The sequence below is a fragment of the Dokdonia sp. Asnod3-C12 genome (genome assembly GCF_045063975.1).
In the GTDB taxonomy this organism is placed as follows: Bacteria; Bacteroidota; Bacteroidia; order Flavobacteriales; family Flavobacteriaceae; genus Dokdonia.
The window spans coordinates 1,564,575-1,588,360 of record NZ_JBEFNY010000003.1 but is presented as its reverse complement, the minus strand read 5'-3'; the positions used below and the strand labels follow the sequence as shown (position 1 = coordinate 1,588,360).

At 38.0% G+C, this 23,786-nt stretch carries 21 protein-coding genes and 1 pseudogene; 3 read left to right on the top strand and 19 right to left on the bottom strand.

Annotation, left to right across the window (positions count from 1 at the left end):
- Positions 1–7: 7 nt before the first annotated feature.
- Together ACJJVW_RS07335 and ACJJVW_RS07330 are read left to right on the top strand one after the other, a co-directional pair.
- Positions 8–2,704, top strand: coding sequence for a PD-(D/E)XK nuclease family protein (locus tag ACJJVW_RS07335; RefSeq protein ID WP_298323295.1), 2,697 nt, complete (start codon positions 8–10; stop codon positions 2,702–2,704).
- 284 nt (positions 2,705–2,988) lie between these two features.
- Positions 2,989–4,212 carry a phage integrase SAM-like domain-containing protein gene (locus ACJJVW_RS07330; protein ID WP_405251191.1) on the top strand — a complete coding sequence of 408 codons (1,224 nt, stop codon included), beginning with the start codon at positions 2,989–2,991 and terminating at the stop codon, positions 4,210–4,212.
- Between the two features lie 163 nt (positions 4,213–4,375).
- Here ACJJVW_RS07330 and ACJJVW_RS07325 read toward each other — a convergent pair whose 3' ends face one another.
- The 6 genes from ACJJVW_RS07325 to ACJJVW_RS07300 all read right to left on the bottom strand — a co-directional run bounded on the left by ACJJVW_RS07325 (position 4,376) and on the right by ACJJVW_RS07300 (position 8,475).
- Complete coding sequence (locus ACJJVW_RS07325) at positions 4,376–4,693, bottom strand: DUF6730 family protein (protein WP_013750606.1); 318 nt, start codon at positions 4,691–4,693, stop codon at positions 4,376–4,378.
- Positions 4,690–5,559 (bottom strand): relaxase/mobilization nuclease domain-containing protein, encoded by an 870-nt coding sequence (locus ACJJVW_RS07320; protein ID WP_013750607.1) that lies wholly within the window; start codon positions 5,557–5,559, stop codon positions 4,690–4,692. The genes ACJJVW_RS07325 and ACJJVW_RS07320 overlap by 4 nt, the downstream gene beginning before the upstream one ends.
- Complete coding sequence (gene mbpA, locus ACJJVW_RS07315) at positions 5,556–5,852, bottom strand: mobilization protein MbpA (RefSeq protein ID WP_013750608.1); 297 nt, start codon at positions 5,850–5,852, stop codon at positions 5,556–5,558. Before mbpA ends, ACJJVW_RS07320 begins: the two co-directional genes overlap by 4 nt.
- An 80-nt stretch (positions 5,853–5,932) precedes the next feature.
- Entirely contained in the window at positions 5,933–6,790 is an 858-nt protein-coding gene (locus ACJJVW_RS07310; protein WP_013750609.1) for a toprim domain-containing protein, read from the bottom strand.
- Between the two features lie 240 nt (positions 6,791–7,030).
- On the bottom strand, positions 7,031–8,215 hold the full coding sequence (locus tag ACJJVW_RS07305) for a VapE domain-containing protein (RefSeq protein ID WP_405251190.1): 1,185 nt from the start codon (positions 8,213–8,215) through the stop codon (positions 7,031–7,033).
- 11 nt (positions 8,216–8,226) lie between these two features.
- The gene (locus ACJJVW_RS07300; RefSeq protein WP_013750611.1) at positions 8,227–8,475 is read right to left on the bottom strand and encodes a helix-turn-helix domain-containing protein; all 249 of its coding nucleotides are present in this window, start codon (positions 8,473–8,475) and stop codon (positions 8,227–8,229) included.
- 182 nt (positions 8,476–8,657) lie between these two features.
- On the opposite strand from ACJJVW_RS07300, the gene ACJJVW_RS07295 reads away from it, so the two are divergent.
- Entirely contained in the window at positions 8,658–8,861 is a 204-nt protein-coding gene (locus ACJJVW_RS07295; RefSeq protein WP_013750612.1) for a hypothetical protein, read from the top strand.
- A 195-nt stretch (positions 8,862–9,056) separates the two neighbouring features.
- Here the strand turns inward: ACJJVW_RS07295 and ACJJVW_RS07290 are convergent, their stop codons facing one another.
- The 13 genes and pseudogenes from ACJJVW_RS07290 to ACJJVW_RS07230 form a co-directional block, all read right to left on the bottom strand.
- Positions 9,057–11,021: a heavy metal translocating P-type ATPase gene (locus ACJJVW_RS07290; protein WP_108877509.1), complete on the bottom strand. Its 1,965-nt coding sequence runs from the start codon at positions 11,019–11,021 to the stop codon at positions 9,057–9,059.
- Between the two features lie 5 nt (positions 11,022–11,026).
- Positions 11,027–11,392 carry a DUF3703 domain-containing protein gene (locus tag ACJJVW_RS07285; protein ID WP_298323310.1) on the bottom strand — a complete coding sequence of 122 codons (366 nt, stop codon included), beginning with the start codon at positions 11,390–11,392 and terminating at the stop codon, positions 11,027–11,029.
- A 9-nt stretch (positions 11,393–11,401) separates the two neighbouring features.
- Positions 11,402–11,758 (bottom strand): STAS/SEC14 domain-containing protein, encoded by a 357-nt coding sequence (locus ACJJVW_RS07280; protein ID WP_108877508.1) that lies wholly within the window; start codon positions 11,756–11,758, stop codon positions 11,402–11,404.
- 60 nt (positions 11,759–11,818) lie between these two features.
- Entirely contained in the window at positions 11,819–12,232 is a 414-nt protein-coding gene (locus tag ACJJVW_RS07275) for a Fur family transcriptional regulator (protein ID WP_108877507.1), read from the bottom strand.
- Entirely contained in the window at positions 12,225–12,866 is a 642-nt protein-coding gene (locus ACJJVW_RS07270) for a cation diffusion facilitator family transporter (protein WP_108877506.1), read from the bottom strand. Before ACJJVW_RS07270 ends, ACJJVW_RS07275 begins: the two co-directional genes overlap by 8 nt.
- 5 nt (positions 12,867–12,871) lie before the next feature.
- Positions 12,872–14,065 (bottom strand): efflux RND transporter periplasmic adaptor subunit, encoded by a 1,194-nt coding sequence (locus ACJJVW_RS07265; RefSeq protein ID WP_108879251.1) that lies wholly within the window; start codon positions 14,063–14,065, stop codon positions 12,872–12,874.
- A gap of 4 nt (positions 14,066–14,069) precedes the next feature.
- The gene (locus ACJJVW_RS07260) at positions 14,070–18,491 is read right to left on the bottom strand and encodes a CusA/CzcA family heavy metal efflux RND transporter (RefSeq protein ID WP_405251189.1); all 4,422 of its coding nucleotides are present in this window, start codon (positions 18,489–18,491) and stop codon (positions 14,070–14,072) included.
- A gap of 121 nt (positions 18,492–18,612) precedes the next feature.
- On the bottom strand, positions 18,613–19,008 hold the full coding sequence (locus tag ACJJVW_RS07255; protein ID WP_239057574.1) for a hypothetical protein: 396 nt from the start codon (positions 19,006–19,008) through the stop codon (positions 18,613–18,615).
- Between the two features lie 51 nt (positions 19,009–19,059).
- Positions 19,060–20,765 (bottom strand): annotated as a pseudogene (locus ACJJVW_RS07250) (efflux RND transporter periplasmic adaptor subunit).
- 4 nt (positions 20,766–20,769) lie between these two features.
- Positions 20,770–21,261, bottom strand: coding sequence for a DUF305 domain-containing protein (locus ACJJVW_RS07245; protein WP_108877502.1), 492 nt, complete (start codon positions 21,259–21,261; stop codon positions 20,770–20,772).
- 13 nt (positions 21,262–21,274) lie between these two features.
- Positions 21,275–22,024 carry a heavy-metal-associated domain-containing protein gene (locus tag ACJJVW_RS07240; RefSeq protein ID WP_108877501.1) on the bottom strand — a complete coding sequence of 250 codons (750 nt, stop codon included), beginning with the start codon at positions 22,022–22,024 and terminating at the stop codon, positions 21,275–21,277.
- Between the two features lie 4 nt (positions 22,025–22,028).
- Positions 22,029–23,255 (bottom strand): permease, encoded by a 1,227-nt coding sequence (locus tag ACJJVW_RS07235; RefSeq protein WP_108877500.1) that lies wholly within the window; start codon positions 23,253–23,255, stop codon positions 22,029–22,031.
- Positions 23,256–23,266: 11 nt separating this feature from the next.
- Positions 23,267–23,776: a DUF3347 domain-containing protein gene (locus ACJJVW_RS07230; RefSeq protein WP_298323326.1), complete on the bottom strand. Its 510-nt coding sequence runs from the start codon at positions 23,774–23,776 to the stop codon at positions 23,267–23,269.
- Positions 23,777–23,786: the final 10 nt, after the last annotated feature.

Below are 23,786 nucleotides of genomic sequence, written 5' to 3'. Positions count from 1 at the left end.
TTAGACTATGCAAACTTTTATTGACGTAGTACTTGATAAAGAACAAGGTTCTGAAAACGAGAATATCATTTATATCCTTCCTAGCCGTCGTGCAGGAAATACACTTACAAAAAAAATAGCTTCACGAGCAATCACCACTTCGTTTGCTCCTAAGGTTTTTTCAATAGAAGAATTTATTAGTCATGTTACCGGTTTAAAATCTGCAAGTAATATTGACTTAATATTTATCCTATTTGAGAGTTATAAAGAAGTCGTAGCCAAGGAAAAGCTTGCCGATTTCCAGACGTTCTGTGGATGGGCTCAATCCATTTTGAGTGACTTCAACGAGATAGACAGATTTCTCTTAAATCAGTCAGAAGTATTTAATCATCTAAAGGATATTAAAGAACTCTCAGATCACTGGTCTTCCTCAAAGAATGAATTAGTACTCAACTATATTGATTTTTGGAATAGCTTATTTGACATCTATACGGTCTTTTGTTCAAAATCACTGGATAAAGGTGCAGTACATCAAGGTTATGTCTACAGACAAGCTGTAGAGACTATAGAACACTATATACATTCGTCATCTAATGTTAGACATGTGTTTATAGGATTCAACGCTTTAAATACTGCTGAACAACAACTCATTCAAGCTTTGCTTTCAGAAGGCAACGCAGAAATATACTGGGATACCGAAAAATCTTTTTTGAATAATCCTTTTCACGAGACTAACTCGTTTGTAAAAAACTATAAGTCTAAGTGGTCTTACTATAGCTCAAATCCTTTTAACTGGACCTTTGATAATTATAGTGCTCAAAAAAATATCGCTACATACGCATGCTCTCAAGATATTTTACAGGCTAAAACATTAGGAACAATCCTTTCTAAAATATCAAGTCAAGAGTTATCTAACACTGCTATTGTATTAGGAGAGGAATCTCTTCTATTACCAGTTCTTAATGCCTTACCTCGCTCTATACAAAAGGTGAATATTACTATGGGGTTACCATTGAGTAAGACACCCACAGCCTCCTTTTTTGACCAGCTCATTACCTTAAAAAAGAACCCTCATAAAAACGGTTATTATTTTAAAGATGTTTTAAATATTCTTCGCAATCCATTATCTGCTGAACTACTAGGGTCACAGACAGAGCATTTAGAACAAGAGATTATTACTAATAATCTTATATTTATTAGTGTTCTACAACTTGCTCAACTTAGTAGTGATAGCGCAGATCCTGTTTTTAATTTGCTATTTAAAACTTGGAATGAACACCCTAAAGATGCAGTGGCAAACTGTATACATATCATAGAAGCACTGAGAGCATTATTTGATACTGGTAACAACACACTACAACTAGAATACATTTATGGATTTTACGTAGCATTTAATAAGCTCAAGCAGCTTATGGATGCACAAGATCACATTAAAGATATACCAACGTTCATTCATTTTTATAGAGAAATATTATCATCAGAAACTATAGATTTGCGGGGTGATCCTGAGCAAGGTCTTCAGATTATGGGTGTATTAGAGTCTAGAGTACTAGATTATAAACATGTCATTATAACTTCTGTAAATGAGGGAATATTACCGTCTGGCAAAAGTCAGAATTCATATATCCCGTATGACTTAAAAAAGCTCTATAATTTACCCACCTACTCAGAGAAGGATGCGGTTTATGCATATCACTTCTATCATTTATTACACAGGGCTAACACTGTAGATTTATTATATACCACACATAGTACTGGTTTAGGAAGCAGCGAGAAGAGCAGGTTTATAAGACAAATAGAAGAGGAAGGTATACACAGTATAAAAAAACACGTCGTTACTCCATCTACAATAAAGATTGAAGAGCGATTACCTCATATTCCTAAGGACACAACAATTATTGATTCTCTTAAGAACTTATTTAAAAAAGGTATTTCGCCCTCTGCTCTCACGACTTACTTGAGAGATCCTATCGTGTTTTATGAGCGATATGTTCTCGGTATCAATTCAAGTAATGAAGTAGAAGAAACTGTGGCGGCAAATACCATGGGTACTATAGTTCATAATACACTAGAAGAATTATATAAACCACACGTAGGACAACAATTAACTGTTACTATCATTGAAGAATTACTTACAATGATAGAAGTTGAAGTTCGCAACCAGTTTAAACTTGTATATGGACTTAATCATATCAGTGAGGGCAAAAATAAGATTGTCTATGCAATAGTTACCCGTTATGTAGAGAATTACCTCAAAAGAGAAAAAGGACTCCTTAAAAAGGGTGATACCGTAACGATTATGTCTGTAGAAGATGATCTAAGAAACATACAGCTTACAGAAGATATATTTTTGAGAGGAAAAGTAGACTTAGTAGAACAACGCAATAACAATATCAACATCGTAGATTATAAAACCGGAAAAGTAGCGCAGAAGGATTTGAACCTCTCTGCATTTGATGATTTACTATTACCAGAAGGGAAGTTTGAAAAAGCTTTTCAGGTCTTGATGTATGCTTATATGCTTAACAAGAAAAAACCGCTTGATTTCCCAGTAAGCGTTGGTATCATATCTTTCAAAAATTTACAATCGGGGTATCTTCCATTTAGATATAATAAAAATGAGCAGGTCACAGAAGATACACTTTTGGAGTTTGAAGGAGTTTTAAAATCACTGATAGCAGAGATACTCAATCCAGAAATTCCTTTTACACAAAGGGAGATCTAAGGGTTGTTGTGCTTTCGCGAAAGCGTAAAAACCAACAATATCGCAAATAAAAAAGGCATTTACAGAAACCCTGTAAATGCCTTTATACCTTGGTGGAGAATACCAGATTCGAACTGGTCGCCTCTTGCCTGCCAGGCACACGATAACCATCTCAATTAGTTTCAAAACATAACATAATTTACTGAATATCAGTATTTTAATTAATTTTGTGCACAATTGATATCTTTTAATATCAGATATATGCGTGCAAATTGCGTGCAAATTTTTATTACCTTTAGTTTGTAATGAATACAAACATAAAAATATCATTGGATACGAGGAGGCAGAAAAAAGATTCCTCCTACCCAATTATTTTAAGATTGACTCACTTTCGAAAAACAACCTCAATAAGCTTGGGTCATTCCGTCCAGAAAGAGTTTTGGGATGATAAAAATGAGAAAATCAAGCGTGCATTCAAGGGGACAAATTCAGTTAGTAAATTAAATAATCAGTTTTTAAAAGAAAAGGCTCGGGCAGTAGACATCATCGACGCTTTGAATGAAAAAGAAGAACTTGATCATTTATCAATTGTTCAACTCAAAAGCAAGATTGTAAAAATTACGTCTTATGAGTCTTTTTTCGTATACGGAAAAATGCTCGTGGACGAAATGAAAGCAGCAGACCGTTTTGGAAATGCCAACACCTATTATGCTGTTATAAAGGTGCTTGAAAAATTTACTAATGGCAACGATCTCAAATTCAACGAGATCAATTATGACTTTTTAAACAAATTTGAAAGATGGCATTATTCAAGAGGAAATTCAGTGAATAGTCTTTCAACATATATGAGAACAATAAAAGCCATTATAAATGTAGCAATCAGATCTGATGTCCTATCTAAAGATGCTTATCCTTTCACAAACTATAAAATTAGAACAGCTCCAACCGAAAAAAGAGCTCTTGATATCAATAGTTTAAAATCCATAATGCTCCTGGATCTTGAGGAATCTGACAATCTCTTTCATTACCGCAATTATTTTTTAGCCTCATATATGCTCTATGGTATTTCGTATATGGATCTGGCATTCTTAAAAACTGAAAATATTATTGATAATCGCATTAAATTTCAAAGAAAAAAAACAGCTAAGCCTTATGATATAGGTATAACTGAACAATTAGGGAAAATACTTTCATTCTATTTAAAAGATAAGAGTAGCACGGATTTTATTTTTCCAATCATAAAAAGAGATACATTCGAACTTCAGTATAAAGATGTGTTGTGGGCTCGAAAGAGATATAATAAAGGTTTGAAGCAAATTGCAATAAAATGCAAAATTAATCAACGCCTATCCTCATACGTATCTCGTCATAGTTTTGCAACTCAAGCAATGCTACAGGACGTACCATTACAAGCTATATCAGCGATGCTAGGACACAATCGGTTATCAACTACTCAAATTTATCTAAAAACCTTACCCAATGAAATATTAGACAATTACAACAGAAATCTAGTTGATATACAACTTTAAGAAAAAAGGAAGTTTTACTATTGAATTTTATGATTCTCCTTTAATCAAATTGATAGCCCCCAAATCTACCAAAACTTACCTGCGCGTGGTTCCTGTGCTGTTTTTATAGTGTTCGGGTTGATAAGCGTGAAGTAAAAACAGCATAGGGCGCACTTATGGGTGTTCAATGAAACAGCAATAGGTAGCCTATTAAAAATGCCATTGAAAGAAAAAGAAGTAGCGTCAAAACAATCAACCAGTTAGGATATAGTTTTGCCGACTTTATTCTATTATGCATATTCTCTAATTGAGTTTGTTGCTCATTTGATCTTTCGATTACAATTTTCAAATGTTCACTTAATAATTTCTCGATGGCAGAGCTATCTGCCTTGACACGAACATCCTTCAGGTTTTCAGAAACTTTCTCAAGCCTGTCTATTTGTTCCTTAAAGGTTTCTAGTTCCTCAACAAGTAATTGTGATATGGTTTCCAGTCGTGTCATATTCCCATTCCTATTTGAATTGATTTTTTGATTGCTTTTGTGATCAGCTTCTTCCCTATTGCCGTAATAAGATTTGTTGACAGTGGAAGTGAAACTCCTTTAAGTAGAATACTATTAGTACTTTTATTGATTACATTTTTATAAGTATTACTGTCTATAGCCGAAAGCAATTTACCTCCTGACATCGAGCGATGAACTTCACTCGCTTTAAAGCTTTGACCTTTATATTCAAAACGAAATCCTTGTAACTGTTTTGATTTGTTGATGCTAGGAATCACTTTGACCTTTAGTTTGTTCATTGCTTTGATATACTGATCCAAGTTTTTAGGCTTTACCTTTTCTAAAGTATCGTTATGGATATTTCGAATCTGCTGTCGAATCTTTTTTGATTCCAAAGCTTTGGTCATTTGCACCTCTTTTACTGTGGTCAGCCCGAGTTTCTTTGCAGTCCGTTCTGCAGCGAGCTGGCTTCTTTTGCCTATAAAGCTATCGTTGTACGCCTTTCCATTAAGGTCAATCCTATTAACATAGAGGTGGATATGTTTGTGTGCCTTGTCCAAATGAACAAATGCAATGGCCTGCCGATCTCCAAGTTTCATCTGCTTCATAAAATTAGCTGTGATTTCCTTGAGAGAATGCCTGTCCAATTTTTGGCCATCTTCTATTGTGGGGCTGATTATAAAACTGAGCGTGTTGCGCTTACAATTGCAATTGAGGGCTTGAACACTTTTGAACTCCGCAGTGACTTCTGTAGGATCTTCTGAGGTGAGCAGATGTGAGTATATCGTCTCCGCACCTTTTTCTTTATCCTTGCCGTAAGCAATGGAAGCCCTAGTGCTCGATATGGAGGTTGCCTTTGCAATCATCCCGTAATCTTTTTAAGGTGAAGTCTAATTTCATTGGCCAGGTTCACTACTTCGTCAGAGAGCTTTGGATTATTCTTTTTGTACATATTCCCAATTCGCTTAAAGTTGTTATGATATTGCACCATCATCTTATAGATGGATATATGCTCTTCGCTCATACGCTCGGTGAGTTGCTTTTCCATCAGGGTATCTCTACAAAAAGCGCTCAAAGTGGTTCCCGCCTGCTTCGCTTTTACTGCAAGCAATCGCTTCTCGTAGACGGTACATCTAAATTTTATAACGGCTCTTTTCATTCCTTAAAAACTTTGCGACCTTCGGGAGCAAAGCAAGATTTGTGGCCACAGGCACACATCTTGCTTTGCTTCGCGCTGTGTCATTTTACCCTGTTCACGATCCAATCATTGAGGTCATGATAATCAGTGTATAAATCAGATCTGTCTATTGTATTTGTATGCCTGTTCAATAATTTTGAGGTTGCCTTTCTGCCAGCTTCATCCCTGTCTAGATAGAGTGCTACATTTTCAAATTCCCTTATGATCGGAAATGCTTTCTCCAAAAAGGAAATGGAATTAAGAACCAATATTGACGCCTCCTTTAAATAGTTCAGTTCCTCTTTGACCAGTGAAAGCAGGTCGAACATTCCCTCAACCACGGCCAGATTTTTACTTCCTTTTTTCAAGATTAGGGTTATATCCTTTGGGGACGAACCGTTCTTACAGTATGCATTTCTCAGCTCCCATCCCTCTGACCGGTTTTTCAGACCGATGGAATAATAGGATCGGCCAGACCATACATAATGAACCTCTCTGCAATATCTTTTTGCGATATTTATTGGGATTTTCCGCTCACTCAAATACGTTATCAAATTTGAATTTTCAATCTCTTTGACCTCTGTAATTTTTAGCTTTCGCGAAAGCGTACTACTCAACTTTAGAATGGGCGCTGTTGTTTGAAAATCTAAGTGTTTCAAAAAATAAAGTGCAGTTCCTACTGAACACTCTTTAATCTTACAAACCAAATCGATACAATTCCCGCCAATGCCTTCTCCGTGATCGTACCACCTGTTGAGCGAAAGAGAAACTTTGAAGGATGCTTCTGTTTCTGACCGAAATGGACTCAGGTACCAGGCTTCCCTTTCCGACTGGCGTTTTGGAAAGTGTCCTAGAACAGCCAACATCTCTACAATAGAGATATCGCGGGCTTCCTTACAGGATAGTTTTATAGTTTTCATCTGTGAATAGTTTAAAATTGCTAAAACATCTTACCATCTTACCCAGCCTTTTGTTTACAGGGGTTGATGGTTCTTAGGACTGTTTTTTCATCTTACCCATCTTACCACAGTTGTGTGGTAGGTTAGGTAGGTTTGTGGTAAGATGGTTATTGAACATCCTACCACAAATGGTGTTACTGTTTATAGGACTTTAGAAAATTTGTGGTAGCATGGTAAGAGGATTTGCTCTTTTTTCTTTCATCAGCCTATATCATAGGGCGAGTCCTTAAAGTTCCGTTTGGCCAGATAGCCATAGATTCTTCGCTTGGGATGTTTGACCCTCTGGTATCCAAACCCCGAAAGCGCACGGCCCAAGTTGACCTGGCTGATCCTAATGTTGAGACAGTTCAAACTCACCATAATATCCGTGGCGGTTACAAAATCCTTCTCTTGATCTGACTTCAAATAGTATTTGGCGATGAGTTCCTGTTCGGTGGTCATTTTAGTATACCGCTGGTTGCGCTCTTCGTTCTCATTTACATCTTGGACGGTAAGTTCTGGGTTGAAACTTTTGTCGCTATACGCTAGATGGTACGCTTGTGTCCAAACGTTTTTGATATCTAGGTCCTTTTTATAGTCAAAGTTGATGGGTTGCATCAGCTCAAAACAGAGCCATCTCACGGAACCCGTTTCGTCATTGAGAAAAGAGGACATATTGGTCGATCCCATAAACGAGCAGATTCTGGGCAGGATGGTGTTCTTTCTGTCATATGGTAATCTTTCGTTGATAAACGTTTTTGAGAAAAAGGCCTTTAGCGCATTCACATCGTTCTTTGAGAGTACCGCAAGCTCATCAAGGTTATAGAGAAAATTCCGGCACAACTGGATACGTGCATCCTTATCGCTATTGATATCCTCGGCCATATACTCTGACAGCTCTGGCGGGCACAGGAAACGGCACCAAGTAGATTTACCGGAACTCTGCCCGCTATGGCTTATGATAAGTGCCTGCTTATTAAAGTAACCGGGTTCCAGGGCACACTTTATGGCACGCACCAACCATTTCTTAAAATGATAAACAAACGCTTTATTGTCATACACCGGCACGTAGGATGCTAGTTTACCGATGTGGTCAAACCCATCCCAGGCACTTAGGGATTCAAAGTACTCTCTAATCGGATTATATTTAGGGATGAGTTCAGACTTGATGAGGATTTCCAGCTTTGAGGTGCTGATGTCGATCCCAGCTTTGGTGAGCTCGATAATAAGTGAATTGAGATTGATATACTGCCATTGTTTCTTTCCTCGCATCGAAATCTGGAAATCGTGGGAAATCTCATTATAGTAGATGTCATATTTTTCCAGAAGGTACTCTATGGTATAATCATAGATGGTCTTTTTCTTAGGGTCTGTAACTGTGTAGAGCTGTGAATGGATCGCTTTCATAACCTTTGCAATTAGCCGTCCGTATGATGAAGTTTCTGCTCATTGCGCAGTAACCATCTGTCTATCTTTCTACGTTCGAAGTAGATCATTTTCCCGTTGGGTTTGGAGTGTGGGATCTTGCCCGAGGCGGTCAGTTTGTAGAGGTAGCTTCTGGATATTCCGGTATAATCACAGGTTTCCTCAAGGGTAAGTACTTCCTTGCTTCCTATCAATAATTTTTCGAGACGGTCCAGCCGTTCGAGTATCAAAAAATTGTCCATTTGATTTGTTTTTTAGATTACAAAATGGACAAAAGCGCTTTTGTCTTTCCCTTAGTGGGAAGTGTGCAGTAAAGGTAAAAGAACGGACCTATGGAGCAGTAAAAAAAGGCAATAGTTATTCACAGATAACTTCAAATCAGTTAGTTGTATCAAAGAGTAATAAAATCATTCAAAATTAATGAGTGAAAATTTCAATTAATTTTATTTGGGATGATTTGATAGAATTTGAAAATGTGGTAGAAATATTACTAACAGGAGAAAATTGGGTTATCAACACTTCAAAAAGCTTAAAAGGGGAAAAATCAGGGATAATTAACGCAGGTTTTAGTATGATTTTTTTTAGCGAACGCTATCTCAAAGTTCCTTCTAGGTTAAATATGCTATAGTCTCTAGTCAGCCATTTCTATTTTCACCATCCTTTTAACTTTGAGATTGTGTTCAAGATTTTGTGAGTGAAGCTCTTTTCTTGGAATGGAGCTTTTTCTGCGGAATGAAAGGGGAAGGGCTGGAGCGGAATCAATCACATAATAGAAAGCCCCCTAAAATTAAGAGGCTTGAAATACTATTTTAAAAGAAAGACATTAATCCCACTTCATTTTCTGCAATCTAACGGCATTGAGAATAGCGAGCAATGCTACACCTACATCAGCAAAGACTGCTTCCCACATTGTGGCAAGACCACCAGCGCCTAATATTAAAACAATAACTTTTACGCCAAAGGCAAGTATGATATTTTGCCAAACAACACGTCGTGTTGAACGGCCTATCTTTATCGCTCTGGATATTTTACTGGGTTGATCTGTTTGTATAATAACGTCTGCGGTTTCAACCGCCACATCGCTACCAAGACCACCCATCGCAATCCCTACATCACTGGCAGCAAGTACAGGTGCATCATTAATACCATCACCTATAAAAGCCACTTTAGTATCTGGTTGCTGTTTTAATTTTTCCACCTCATTGAGTTTGTCTTCTGGTAGCATTCCACCTTTTGCCCAGTCGATGCCTAATTCTTTTGCTACTTCTTGAGTAATAGAATCCTTATCTCCAGACAACATTATAATCTTATCGATTCCTGCTGATCTTATTTCTTTGATCGCTTGATGTGCATCGTCTTTCAATTCATCGGCGATTGTTACATAACCTGCAAATGCGCCATCAATGCCTACCATCACCATAGACTCAACAATGTTGTCGGTTTCTGCTGGAACTTCTATCTGGTTTGCTGTCATTAATGCCTTGTTCCCAACTAAGACTGTTTTTCCATTTACGCTACCTTTCAAACCTTTACCTGCAATTTCAGAAACGTCTGTAGCATTATAATCTGCTCCTTCAGCTTTATATTCCATAATGGCTATTGCAATTGGGTGCGTGGATTGCTCTTCCATTGCCATTAGGTATTTCATAAATTCTGCTTTCGCGAAAGCGGAAGCAGTAACAATTTCCTTAATCTTAAATACTGCTTTAGTTACTGTACCTGTTTTATCCATCACTACGGTATTAACCTGTGTCATTGCATCCAAAAATGATGCGCCCTTGAATAAAATTCCATTGCGTGATGCAGCTCCCAAACCACCGAAATAACCTAGCGGTATCGAGATCACCAAAGCACAAGGACAAGAAATTACAAGGAATATCAATGCACGATACAACCAATCTCTAAACACGTAATCATCAATGAAGAAGTAAGGCAAAAAAGTAAGGCCAATAGCGAGAAATACTACAATTGGCGTATAGATGCGCGCAAACTTCCTAATAAATAATTCGGTTTTTGATTTTCTTGCTGTGGCGTTTTGCACCATATCGAGAATTCGGGCAATGGAACTGTCCTTAAATTCTCTGGTGGTTTCAACCTCGATAACACCGTCGAGATTAATGCTTCCAGCAAAAACAGTATCGTTTTTTGCAATAGTATCAGGTTTGCTTTCGCCTGTGAGCGCTGCGGTATTGAACGAGCCTTTTTCTGAAAGTAAAATTCCATCTAATGGTACTTTCTCGCCCACACGTACTTGAATTTTATCGCCTATCTCAACAGTTTCAGGATCTACAGCTATGTAGTCTCCAGTGCGATATACAAGTGCTTCATTAGGTCGTACATCGAGTAGTGCTTTTATATTGCTCTTTGCTCGATTGACCGCTGCGTTCTGGAACAGCTCGCCCACGGCATAAAATAACATTACGGCTACACCTTCTGGATATTCTCCTATCGCAAATGCACCCAAGGTGGCAATAGACATTAAGAAAAATTCTGTGAAGACATCGCCACGCATAATACTTTTCCAACCTTCTTTAATAACTGGAAAACCTACAGGTAAATAAGCAATAGTATACCAGACAATACGTACCCAACCTTCAAATGCTGGAATAGCATTAAAATAGTCTACCGCAATACCTACAATTAGCATTACAAAACTAATTATCGCAGGAATGTATGTTTTAAATGAACTACCATCTCCGTGATCGTGATCGTGTCCATCGTCGTGGCTGTGTTCGCCTTGATGTTCTTTGGGATTTATATCCCTTAAATTTTGTTTTTGTTTTTTCATTCTATTTAATTGTGTTGATTTAAAATAAATTTCAAATCTGCTGGAACTTCCATTTTCTTTAATGGCGGCACATTTGAACCACCTGTATTACCTTTAGGGACGTGATTAATGAATGATTTCCACCCACCTACAAGTAGTCGTATCAATTGTCCTGCAACTTCTTTAAAGTCCTTTTGTTTAAAACCAAAATTCAACATTAACCAATGCGAGTAGCTGTGCTCAAATGGATAGGATTGACCAATTACGTGAGAGCGTTCCAAGTGTTGCCACGCAGTTGACCAGTTTTGTTCCTTTAAAGCAACTCGATATGATTCTATCTCTTTATCATAGTGCGCTTTCAATGCTGTGGGAATGGCAATATTAAATTTCATTTATTCGACTTATAGATTAATCCATTCTTGTGCATCTTCTTTGTTTTCTAGTTCAAAAAATCTTACTTCAGAACTGGTAAAGAAATCAGTAGCTTTTGCTACCCATTTTTGCCAATCTTTATCACCTACAAAAGCCATTTTCCCGTAGTCTGAAATATGAGCCGCATCTACTTTTATATCTTCCCAAAAACCCTTTAGGGTATAGCCTTCAAAATCGACCAATTCAAAATAGAAATGGGCTTTCATTCCTTTATCAACAATATTGTGGATGAGTGGATGAATTTTTTCTACATCGTTTTTTGAAACCTTTTTTGTGATGCGAGCTGCAATTACATTTTCCTTATCCGAACTTATTATCTGTAACATTTTATCAGTTTTTTTAATTTGTTAAATTTAATGAAATGATTGCGCAACTGTTGTGCAAAGTCAACCACTACACTTTTCACAAATACCTGTCACAACAAGATTTACATCTTCTGCAATGTATCCATCAGGTAGGTTGATGTGTGGTATTTTATGTTCTGTCAAGCAAACAGTTTCATCACAATTACTGCAATGAAAATGCAAGTGTAAATCTTGGTCTATCTCACAATTGCAACCTGGTTCACAAAGAGCATATTTCGTGTTTCCTGTTCCATCTTCTATTTGGTGTACGATACCGTTTTCTTCGAAAGTCTTTAATGTTCTAAAAATGGTAGATCGTTCCGCTTTCGCGAAAGCGGTTTCTATATCCAGTAAAGCTTGAGCGACATCTTTTTGTGCTAAATGTTTATAAATCAAGATGCGCATAGCAGTAGGACGCACATTGTTATCATTTAATGTTTTTTCTATTTCAGTCATTTTGTGCGATGTTATAATTAATATCTTTTGCCTTCTTGTAGGCTTCCCAACCTTCTTTTGCTGCATACGGGACGATAAGTAATGCTGCTACGGGATCTGCCCACCACCAGCCCAGCCAGTTGACCAATAGCAATCCAATCAATACAACTACGGTCTGATACAAACAAATAAAGGTATCCTTGGCATCTGCCAATAAGCCTGGACTGTCTAACTTATTACCATACTTTCTCTTGTAATAAATCAAAATAGGATTCACGACTAGCGAGACCAATAGTATAATCAATCCAAGCGTACTCCAGCTTGCAGTTTCCTTATTGATAAGCTTGGTAATCGAGTCGTAAGAAATGAAAATGCAGATGAGAGTAAATGAAACTGCAATCACGTTCAACGTGATTTTTTGTCTTCGCTTTACTTTTTCTTCATCGATGCCTTTGAGTTCGCCGTGTAATCGCCATCCTAATGTTGCTGCACTTATTACTTCTATAACGCTATCTAAAGCCCAACCTATTAAGGCTGAACTATTTGCTGTGATTCCTGCTATGAGTGACACAACTACTTCTATCACATCATAAATAACATTCCAGATTTGAAGCGTTCTGGCTTGTTTTAGATTATTTCTTCTTGTCTTATCCATAGTTATTAATGTTCGTGTTCAGTTTCTCCCTTTTTCATTTCTCCCATTAGGTAATAAGCATTATTGTATGCAAAACGAGCATTAGGATCTGGGGTTTCAAAAAAGCGTATGGCTATCCATTCGCCATCTTTCTCGCCTGTAGTAATTTCAATTGGTATAAAACTCCACGCATCATCTTCCCTATGAGCTTCAAACACATAATTCTTACCAGCTTCTGTGACTATAGCACTTTCAGGAAATGCTGTAGTCTTCTCATTATCAACTTCAATCTTACCTTTAATGTACATTCCAGGGATAAGACCACCTTCTTTATTTTCGATCTCAGCGTGAACGTGAACCGCTTTTGGGTCCTGCTCAAAAGTCTGGCTGACTGAATAAATCTTTGCTTCCAGTTCTTTTCCTGGTCGAGATTGAATGCTGAACCGTACCTTTTGTCCCTTCTTCACTTTGTCCACATCCTTTTCAAAAACCATCAAATCTGCGTGTACGTGGTCTGTATCTACTATTTCCATTAGATTGGTCTGTGGCTCCACATATTGACCAGTTTTTATGAAAACTTTTTCTACCACACCTGCAATAGGACTGCGCAAAGCAACAAGCTGATAAATTGTACCATTGCGGACGCCACTCACCTTAATATTATACTGTCGTAATTGTGCTTCCAGCCCGTTTACCATTGCAGTAGATGCTTGATAATCTGCCGTGGCTTTTTGATAATTCATACCAGATGCTACGCCAGCTTCGTAAAGCCTTTTTTGACGTTCATATTCTTGTTTTAAAAACCGACTATTGCTGTATGCATTTAGGTAATCACTCTGTATCTGTATAATACTGGGATGAGATAGATAGGCAACTGCTTGATTCCTTTTGACTTCGTCGCCCTCTATTACCTCTATGGATGCAATATTTGCTCCCGTAAGGGCTGTAATATTTGCTTCGTTTTGCGGTGGTACTTCCAACGTACCGTTTGCTTCTACATAACCGCTCATATTGCGTTGAGAGAGCGTATCAATTTCCATCTGCAAGGCTTCAAACTGTTGTGCCGTGAGCATCACTTCTTCAGCTTCGCCTTCTGTATGGCTTTCTTCAGTTTGTGTACTTTCTTTAGTTTCATCTTTGGCAGTTTTTGAGTCGCCACAACTGGTCAATAATAATGCTAATAGCATCGCTGTAATAGGTATATATTTTTTCGTTTTCATATTTTTAGTTTTGAAAATATTGTATTTCAAACAAGGCATCTAAATAATTATCGAGTGCGTCCAGCGCATCCATTTCTGTTTGTATGGCATCGCGTATGATTTGCGTGAATGCGGCATAATCCAGTGCTCCTTCCTTGTAAGCGAGCAATGCGCCTTTGCGCTGGTCTATGGCAAGTGGCAGCGCTTCGATTTTATAGAAAAACCACGTGTCTCGCCACTTTGTAAAATTTTGCCGTGCCTGTATGAATTGTGATTGCAACTCTCGTTGTTTGAAAGTGGCATTTGTTTCTGCTATCTGTGTATCCAGTTTTGCAGTCTTTGCACGACTGCGGTCTGGACCAGAAAATAACGGAATGGAAATTCCAGCTTGATAGGTATAAAAACTACTATCGCCATTAACACGCTGCAAGCCACCTTGCAGGTTGAACTTGGGTAATAAGTTTGCTCTAGCTGCGTCGTAGCTTGCTTGTGCTTCATCTATAAGCTTTCGCGAAAGCAATAAATCGGGATGTTCATCTAATGTATCATCGGCATCCAAAATCGAAATTTCGGCAACTTCCAAATCATTAGTTACGGTATACATCGTTTCTGGTGTTAACCAAAGATTGAGTTTTTGTAACGCGATGAAATAATCAATTTCTGCCTGCTGAAATTTGTTGTTGATTTGCAAGGCCTGATTGCGCGCGGCGGCATATTCCAACCGTGAAATAGCTTCGACTTCATAATTTAGTTCTACAGATTTTGAAAATTGACCATAAATGCTATCCAATTCACGGTACAAAGAGAACTTCTTTTTTGCTTGAAATGTTTCTGACCACGCTCTTTTGACTTCCAATTCTATCTGAATTCCAGAAAGGTTAAATGCAGTTTGTGCCAACTCGATACGTCGTTGTTGCAAACGTTTTTTGGCTCCTATGCCCAGTAGATCAATATTCTGTTGCCCGATGCCTATCACGGTATAAATGCCTTGACCGTCTGTAATCTCTTCGCCACCAGTAAAAACTTGGGTATTACCGAAGTCGTAAGCAATGCCCTTAAGTGCGTTCTGTCTTTCGATTTCGAGTTGGCTCGCTTTCAGCACAGGATAATTCTCTTTGGCAATTTCTATGGCTTGTGAAATTGCGATGGGTATGATGCTATCCTGGACAACAATGTCTTGCACAGGTGCTTGTGATTGTTGCGCTTTCGCGAAAGCGGTGCCACCTAAAATAAAACCAACTATTAAAATCGTAGTTGACGCTTGCGGATTAAAAGAACCCATCTTGTTCTGATCTTTGCGCTCACGTCTCTTTTCTATAAATGTATAAAGCACGGGAAGAACGATTAATGTAAGCAGCGTTGCCGTAAGCATACCACCTATAACCACCGTCGCAAGTGGCTGTTGTACCTCTGCACCAGCCGATGTGGAAAATGCCATTGGTAAAAAGCCAAAAATATCTGTGGTCGCCGTGAGCATAATAGGGCGAATACGTTCTTTAGTCCCTTGAAATATTCTATTCTTTATGCTTATAACACCTTCGTCTTTAAGAGAATTAAACCGGTTTATAAGTACCAAACCGTTAAGAACTGCCACACCAAATAGTACAATAAACCCTACACCTGCCGAGATACTAAATGGCATACCGCGAAGCCATAAAGCAAATACACCACCTATGGCTGCCAAAGGAATCGCGATGTAAATCATTAAAGATTGTGAAAAGGATTTTAACGCAAAGTATAGCAGTATTAAGATTAAAAACAGGGCGATGGGCACAACGATTATCAAACGATCCTTTGCGCTTTGTAGGTTTTCAAACTCTCCACCATAGGTAATATAATATCCTGATGGTAAGTCCAATTCTTCATTCAGTTTTTGTTGAATATCCTTAACGACAGATTCTACATCTCTGCCTCGGGCATTTACACCTACATACGTTCTTCTATACGTATTGTCACGTGAGATTTGCATAGGTCCAGGGACATATTCAATCTCGGCTATTTCGATAATGGGCACCTGACTACCATCCTTAAGATCAATATACATATTGCGCAGGTCATCAATACTTTTTCTATGACTTTCATCAAATCGTACAACAAGATCAAATCGCTTTTCGCCTTCAAAGATGACTCCAGCGGTTCCTCCAGCAAAAGCGGTACTTACGTAATCATTTACTTTTTGAATATTCAGTCCGTATTGCGCCATTTTATCACGCCTATATTTTACGGTCATCTGTGGTAATCCAGCAGTACGTTCTGCACTTACATCGCCAGCGCCAGGAACGGTTTGTATAATAGCCGCCATTTCCTGAACTTTTTCTGATAAAACCTCTAAATCCTCGCCATACAGCTTTACAGCAATATCCTCTCTTACGCCTTCTAACAGCTCGTTAAATCTCAATTCAACCGGTTGGGTAAAAACTAAATTCACACCCACCAGTTCATCATCCAGTTTATCTCTTATAGCATCTATTAAACCTTCTTTAGTAGAAACTGTTGTCCACTCGTCCATATCCTTATTAAGGATAATGTACATATCTGCAATATCCATAGGCATAGGATCTGTAGGAATATCTGCAACACCTATACGAGCAGTTACCGTCTTGATTTCAGGGAAACTTTCTAATAGGATGGTTTCTATTTTCTTGGAAACTTCAATAGATTCTGTTAGCGAACTTCCTGGTCTTATAAGTGCCTGCATTGCTAAATCTCCTTCATCAAGCTGTGGTACAAATTCTCCTCCCATATTAGAAAATATGAATCCAGCGATAACAAGTAGTACGGTAGCAGCTGATAAAACGATAAACTTCAGTTTAAGAGCACCTTTTAATAAAGGCATATATGCACTATGAATAGCACCTATGATTTTATCACTTATCTTTTCGAGCCTGCGCTCAAATTTGCCAAACCAATTTTTGGTGTTTTGTACTGGTTTCATAAAAAGTGCTGCCATCATAGGAACGTACGTAAGACATAGAATGATGGCACCTATCATTGCAAACCCAAAGGTGTATGCCATAGGTTTAAACATTTTACCTTCTACACCAGTAAGAAAAAGTATAGGTGTAAAAACAATGAGAATAATAATCTGTCCAAAGAACGCAGAACCCATCATCGTGCTTCCGGCATCATAGGCAACTTTATCCATCACTCCTTGATTGAATTTTAGCTTACCAGACCTTATTCTTTTTTGGATTTCATACACCGTTCCTTCAATAATAATTACAGCACCATCTATGATGATTCCAAAATCTATTGCTCCCAGACTCATCAAGTTTGCCCATACATTAAACTGCTTCATAAGAATAAAGGCAAAAAGTAAGGACAATGGTATCGTAGTAGCAGTTATGATTCCACCTCTTAAACTACCCAACAATAGGACAAGTGCAAAAATCACAATCAATGCACCTTCCAGAAGATTGGTTTTAACTGTATCGGTGGTTCTTGCAATAAGCTCACTACGATCAATTATTGGGGCGATAGTCAGACCATCTGGTAGAGATTTTTCAATTTCTGCCATACGATCCTTTACATTTTGAATGACTGCATTAGGATTAGAGCCCTTGAGCATCATTATCATACCGCCCACAGCTTCTTTACCGTCTTGTGTAAAAGCACCATAGCGTACTTGACTCCCAAAATGGACGCGCGTTGCCACGTCCCCAATAGTAATAGGAATGTTGCCCTCATTAATAATGGAAATATCCTTAATGTCTTCCAAAGAGCGAATTAGACCTTCACCTCTTATAAAATTTGACATTTTATTTTTCTCTATATAAGCGCCACCAGTATTTACGTTGTTCTGTGAGAGAGCCTCATACACTTGTGAAATGCTGATACCCATACTGTTTAACTTCTCTGGATCGACAGCAACTTCATATTGTTTTATGCTACCACCATAAGAGTTGACCTCTACAACGCCTTCCAATAATGTGAGTTGTCTTTTGATAACCCAATCTTGCGCGGTGCGCAGTTCCATAGGCGAATACTTGGTTTCAAAACCTTCTTCTGGTTGAATTGTGTATTCATAAATTTGGCCTAATCCTGTGGAAATGGGACCCATAGATGGACTTCCAAATTTTTCAGGTATAGATTCTCCAAGTTCGTTGAGTTTTTCCCCTACCAGTTGTCTAGGAAGATAGGTTCCCATATCGTCTTCAAAAACGATGGTTACTACAGAGAGCCCAAATCTTGAAATGGATCTAATTTCAGTAACACCAGGTAAATTACCCATAGATAGCTCTACGGGATAGGTTACGAACTGTTCGATATCTTCCGTTCCCAGATTAGGCGATTGCGTGATGACCTGCACCTGATTATTTGTAATATCTGGTACAGACCCAAGGTTTACTGTTGCCATTGACCAAATACCAACTCCTATAAGAGTCAACGTGAAAAGACCAATGATAAATTTGTTATTGATTGAAAAATCAATGATTCTATTAATCATAGATTAATGTATTAATTCAGTTAAAAAAATGAGTTTACGCTTTCGCGAAAGCAAAAACATAGTTGAGTATTCCTATTAGGAAAACTTCAAAAAAGGATATAGTTGTCCTATTAAAACTGAATTATGCCCGTGGTGGCTGGAAAAGAGATTCCAGATATCTGGAATTAAATTGATAAGAATAATGTGAATATGTCGCTCTTTCTTTAAAAAGAAGAGGCTTTAAGGCTAACGCGTTAGAAGGCGTTAAAAAAACTGTAGGATGACAGCATTGATGGTGTGAATGTACTGGTGCACTATCATCGTGCGAGCCGTCGTGATGGTCTTTATTATCTGCTTGATCACTGAAAATTACCTCTACTACATATTCATAAAAGGTATCTCCACCATACTCTTTATGCATTTGATAATGTGATATAAAATGTGAGAATTTCTCTATTTGTTCACATATTTCCATATTGGCCGTTATTCCTTGAAAAAGGAATAACATTGACATTGATATAGAATAAAATGCTTTCATTAATTATACAAAGATAAAAGAATAATGATGCAATTGAGTTGCAAAGGGATTTTACAACGAATCAATCACACTACCACAGGTCAACATCGCATCGCCATAATAAGGATTCTTTATTTCTTCTTCTGTACTCAACCAAACCGCCCCTTTATTGTTGTTTGCCATTGGGCATTTTTGGACATAGTAATTTGTTGAGTTTTCTATGTTCATAGCAATAGGCACGATATTCTCATTGAGTATCACAAAATGTGCTCGCTGGTTTTCCAAATTGTTATTGGCAACAATAGCATCCAACATCTCAATACTTTTGGTAAGATGCTGCTTTTCCATTTTGCCTAATTCCGTTATAGATATTTCCTTTAATTTTTTTGATGTCGCTTTCGCGAAAGCGGAAACCTGACCAGCATCGCTTGCCACAAGAGCATCTTTCATTTTAAGATATGATGGTAATGCTTTGTTGAAATCAGAACTGAACGTATTACTGAAACTCATTTCCATATCGCCCATCATAGCTGATTCATCATTGATTTTTTACCTTGCAGTTGCGCAGCTGCATCTACTGTAAACGTCCCATTAGTTACTATTTCATCGCCATTATTCAGTCCAGTCGATACTTGGTAATTCTCACCAGAGCGATTGCCCAAGGTAACTTCTCGCATTTCAAAAATAGGCTCATTAGGATTGGTTTTTATATATACTAATGAACGCTCGCCAGTCCATAATACAGCACTTGCTGGAACAGAAAGAGCGTTTTCCATAGTTTGGGTTGCACCTTCTACCTTTCCAGTCACAAACATTCCTGGTTTAAATAGATCGTCTCGATTTTGTAAGGTTGCACGCACCGTTACCGTACGTGTTGCTTTGTTAAGCATAGGGTCGATGAAAGAGATAGTTCCTTCAAATTCCTTATTGGGATAGGCATTGGTCGTAATGTTGATTTTTTGTCCAACCTTAAATTGTGCAATCTGATTTTCATAGGCATCAAATTCTGCCCAAACTGAATTAAGGTTGCTCAATTTAATAATAGGCTGTCCTTGATTAACATAATCACCCTGCGCAGCCATTACTTCTGAAACCGTTCCTGAAACAGTTGCATAAATAGGGAAGTTGTCACGTACGCTGCCACTTTCTTCAATTGCATTGATTTGTTTTTCTGAAAGTTTCCAGTTTTTGAGCTTATTGCGCACCGCTTTGTATAAAGCTGGTTGTGATTCTTTCAGCGATGCAGCTGTAATTAATTCCTGCTGCGCCGCGACAAGGTCTGGCGCGTAAATGGTTGCCAGTAACTGACCACGCTTTACTCGCTGACCTTCATAGTTGACATTAAGTCGTTCTATCCTACCTTTAAAATAACTGGCTTGCACGGTATTATTTTCTTCGTTTGCAGCTATTTTCCCCGAAAGGGATATCATCCCATCATCATCGCTTACTTGCGTATTCCCCACGATAGTAGTTTGGATATTTGCCAACGCCATTGCGTTTTCGGTCATTTTAATCTCGTTTGCTGCAAGACCTTCAGCACCAGCTTCCGCAGGGATTAAGTCCATTCCACATATAGGGCAATCACCAGCTTCGGGTTGCATTATCTGTGGGTGCATTGAACACGTCCACATTTGGTCTTCGGTTTCGCCAGAGTGGTCGTGGTCTGACATTTCAGACATATCCTTATTTGAATCACTCGACCCATTTCCAAAAATAAGCCATCCAGCAAATAGCCCTACCACGACAGCAATTCCTATATATAAAATGTTTTTATTCATAATTTTATTCTTCGTTCTGTAAACGGTTTATCATTGCTTTCATCTCTGCAATTTCTTTACGCTGTGCCTTAATGATATCGTCAGCTAGCTTTTTAACTTCTGGGTCTTTAATATCTGCACGCTCACTTGTTAGAATTGCTATTGAGTGGTGCGGTATCATTGCCTTCATCCAAAGTATATCGCCAACAGTTGACTTTTGGTCACGTACAAGTCCCAATGCACCTGCAAAGAGAACTATACTTCCCAAGACTATCGCTAAATTTTTCTTTTTATTTTGATACATACCACGCATTGCAACAAACATTATGATGGCCATAGCTGAGATACCTAAACAGACCATATAAAATCTCGTAAGACTAAACCATACGTGGTCCCATTCATAGGTATTTAAATACATCGTGATATACATTGCTACAAAAGAGCAAGCCAGCATCGCTACAAAACGTGTATAATGATTTTTTGATTTTCCTGAATTTGTGTGTTCGTTTGAATTCATAATTTTTGGTTTTTTAGTTTACATATTGAATTAGCATTACAACGGCCATTACAATCATAATGGCGTTTTCTATAAAGGTGGCTTCGGTCATAGGTAGCTTTAGAGCAGTACCCAGACAAGCGCATTGTATCGATTTCTTATCCAGCAATATTTTAGTTACACCCACGGTTGTAATTCCCAAAATGATAAGCGTGGCGATTAATGCGGTAGGTATTTTAAATCGCATCAAGAACATTAATCCCAGCGCTGTTTCAATAAATGGATATACCCAAGCATAGGCAGGTACAACTTTGGCAAGCGGGTCGTACATTCTAAAACTGTCAGGAAAGCCTTTTAAATCTAAAATCTTAAAGAAGCTGAAAACAATGAAGAACAGACCCATAAAGTCAAGCATCGCACCATCCCAATTTTCCCGTGAATAGTTCAGTAAAACCGTTGCAATAGCGATGTAGCCTAAAATAATGAGCAACGGTTTGAGCTGTTGAAGCTTGGTTTTTTCGGTTTCTGCTTTCGCGAAAGCGTTACCATCATTAATATTTGCAAAAACATTTTGCTCGGTTTTCTTTTCTGAAATGGTATATTTTTCTGGAAGTGCATTTTGAAATGTTGCCGTATCGATATGGCTATCCATTTGAATGACCGCTTCTTCCTTTTCAAGATTTACAGATGCGTTTGTAACACCGTTTACTTGCGAAAGCTTTTTCTCAACGCTGGTGCGACAACCATTGCAGGTCATCCCTTGTATGTTAAATGTGTGTTTCATTTTATTAAATTAAAAATTTAGTGATTAATCCGCCTGCCAGCCAGATATAGCAGGCGATAGCGACATACTTTAAAACGGTTTCAAGCAATGGGCTTTTTGGTGCCATCTCACTCATTGAGTGTTCCACATCTTTTTTCTTGAAAAATCCCAGATAAATTAGATATCCTGAAATGGCAAGGAAGGCGATATTCAGGTAAAAGGTATAATCCAATTTAAAATGTTCTTTATCCTGAATGGTAACCTGTGACGGATCTGGCAATATGTTCAGTAAATCAAAACTATAATGAAGGGCAAGTGCCGTACCTATTAGTGCTGTGAATAATAGGAATACAATGAAAAATGACATTTTCCAACCATAGTATTTTGCGTTGATACGTAATACCGGAAAAACCACCAAATCACTAAAAATAAATGCCATAACCCCTGCAAAACTCACACCTTTACCAAATAACAAAGCTGCCAATGGGATGTTACCCATCGAGCCTATAAAGGTTAAGAATGCGGCAATTGGACCTACGACTATATGTTCCAATATTTCAAGAAACGTAAAATCTGTATTGCCTTTACCACTATTGATAAACAGCGTTTGGAAAAATGAATCAGGTACAAAAGCCGCGACGATACCTGCGATGGTAAAACCTACGGTAACATCCTTCCAGACCATCTGCCATTCCATCTTGTATTTCTTGGCTACTTTTGCCCAGCTCGATTCTTGCTGTATTTGTTTTTTCCAATCGGTGGAATCATCCATCTCTTCATCGTCGCCTTCGCTTTTAAGGTTTTTGCGGGCTTTTTGGATAAGTTTTTTCGGGTTGATAAGGCGTATTAAAATCCAGCAAATGAGAATGAGCAAAATACCGCCCACATATTCGCCCACTACAAACTGCCATCCCAAGAAAATGGATATGATGATACCCAGCTCGATGACAAGATTTGTAGATGCCAGTAAGAAAGCGATAGATGAAACAAAGCTGGCACCTTTCTTAAAAATGGACTTGGTAGAAGCAAGTGCGGCAAAGCTGCACGAACTGCTTATAAATCCGAAAAATGTTCCAAGAAGTACACTCTTCTTTTCATTTTCGCCCATTGTTTTCTGCATCCGTTTTTCGGTTATAAAAACCTGTATCATACTACTGATGATATAGCCCAAAATAAATGCCCACAATGCCATCCAGAAAAATCCGGTAGTCGTATATGCGGCTTCGCCCCATTGTTCTAAAAATTTATCCATCACTTTTCATTTTACTTAATAGTTTCCGTCACTTTACCACATTTTAACATTCTATCGCCGAAGTAAGGATTACGGATTTCTTCTTCCGTCGATAACCAGTAGCCACCTTCATTGTTAAAAGCCATTGGGCAGAATTGCTGAAACACTTCGCCCGAATTAATTGATTCGTTGACAATGCCAGTCATTTTCTCTGTCACATCAGAAAACAAGGCGCGCTGTTTTTCAATATCATTTGATGCAGAAATTTTAGAAAGCAATTCTTTTAAAGTGGCATCGTCTGAATTTTCCAAAAGCATTTTTGCACCAGTTTTCGCTTCGTCCATATCTGAATTTACCAATGCGGTTTTAAGGTGGATATAATGCTGAAATTGTTTGCCTACATTTTCATCTTCAAAAGACAATTCTGCCATCGTAGCAGTTTCAGAATTTGATGTGTTTTTATCGTTTTTAGTTTCATTCTTACACGAAACAAAGCTTACTAAGGCAAGCATTAATAATGTTGTTTTAATTACGTTTTTCATAGGATATATA